Source organism: Cellulomonas algicola, assembly GCF_003851725.1.
Classification (GTDB): domain Bacteria; phylum Actinomycetota; class Actinomycetes; order Actinomycetales; family Cellulomonadaceae; genus Cellulomonas; species Cellulomonas algicola.
On the sequence record NZ_BHYL01000446.1, the window covers coordinates 1 to 1,576 of the forward strand.

General features: G+C 75.6%; 1 protein-coding gene. It reads right to left on the reverse strand.

From position 1 onward, the window contains the following. Positions 1 to 1,465: DNA primase (dnaG, locus tag CTKZ_RS20625; RefSeq protein WP_235843589.1), on the reverse strand; the 1,465-nt coding region annotated here is incomplete at its 3' end. Positions 1,466 to 1,576 lie beyond the last annotated feature (111 nt).

Genomic DNA, 1,576 nt, shown 5'->3' on the forward strand with positions numbered 1-1,576 from the left:
ACTCGGGACGCCCGCCCCGACCGCCGTCCCCGCGACCCGCGTCGGGACGGCCACGACGGTCGTCGGACCGCTGCTCGCCGCCGCGCGGGCTGCTGCCGCGCGCCGGCCCGGCGGCAGCGACCGCGCGCCGCACGGTCTCCTGGTCGTCGATGCCGAGCCAGCCCGCGAGCAGGCGCGTGTACTCGGGCCGCAGGGCGGCGTCACGGATGCCCGCGACGACCGGCGCGGCGGCGCGCAGGGCCGCGACCCGGCCCTCGGCGGTGCGCAGGTCGTGCGAGTCGAGCGTCGAGCGGATGACGAACTCGAACAGCGGCGTGCGTCCGGCGACGAGCGCGCGCACCGCGTCCGGACCCTTCGCCTGGCGCAGCTCGCACGGGTCCATGCCGGACCGCTCGACGGCGACGAACGTCTGGGCGGAGAACGACTGGTCCTCGCCGAACGCGCGCAGCGCGGCCTTCTGCCCGGCGGCGTCGCCGTCGAACGTGAAGATGATCTCCCCGCCGACCGACGTGCCCGACGCGAGCTGCACGCCGCCCGTCGAGCCCGCGTCACCGACGAGCCGCCGCACGACGCGCGCGTGGTCCGAGCCGAACGCGGTCCCGCACGTCGCGACCGCCGACCCCACGCCCGACAGGTGCATGGCCATGACGTCGGTGTAGCCCTCGACGACCACGACGCGCTTGTCGCGCTGCATGTCGCGCTTCGCGAGGTCGATCCCGTACAGCACCTGGGACTTGCGGTAGAGCGGTGTCTCCGGGGTGTTGAGGTACTTGGGCCCCTGGTCCTCGTCGAACAGGCGGCGCGCGCCGAACCCGACGGTCTCCCCCGTGACCTCGCGGATCGGCCAGACGAGCCGGCCGCGGAACCGGTCGTAGACCCCGCGCTGGCCCTGGCTCACGAGCCCCGACGCGACGAGCTCCGCCTCGGTGAAGTTGCGTCCCCGCAGGTGGCGCATCAGCGCGTCCCACCCCTGCGGCGCGAAGCCGACCCCGAACTGCTCCGCCGCCGCACGGTCGAACCCGCGCTCGGCCAGGAACGCGCGCCCCGCGGCGGCCGCGGGGGTCGTGAGCTGCTCGCGGTAGAACTCCTCGGCGACGCGGTGCGCGTCGAGCAGGCGACGACGGCGGCCCGGCTCCTCGCCCGGCCGGGGTGCGCCGCCCTCCTCGTACCGCAGCTGGATGCCGACGCGGCCCGCGAGGTACTCGACGGCCTCCGTGAAGCCCAGCCCGTCGACCTTCATGACGAACGCGATGACGTCGCCGCCCTCGCCGCAGCCGAAGCAGTGGTAGCGGCCGACCTGGGGACGCACGTGGAACGACGGGGAACGCTCGTCGTGGAACGGGCACAGGCCCTTCATCGAGCCGACGCCCGCAGGCTTCAGGCTGACGTGGGCGCCGACGATCTCCTCGATACGCGCACGCTCGCGGACCGCCTCCACGTCCTCCCGTCGGATGCGTCCCGCCACGCCGGTGAGTCTAGGCGGCCCGGGCGGCCCTCCGGCCCGCCCGGGCCGCCGTTCGCCCGCGCGCGCGTGCCGGGCTCAGTGCCGCGGCGGGTGGACGAGCCGTGCGTGCAT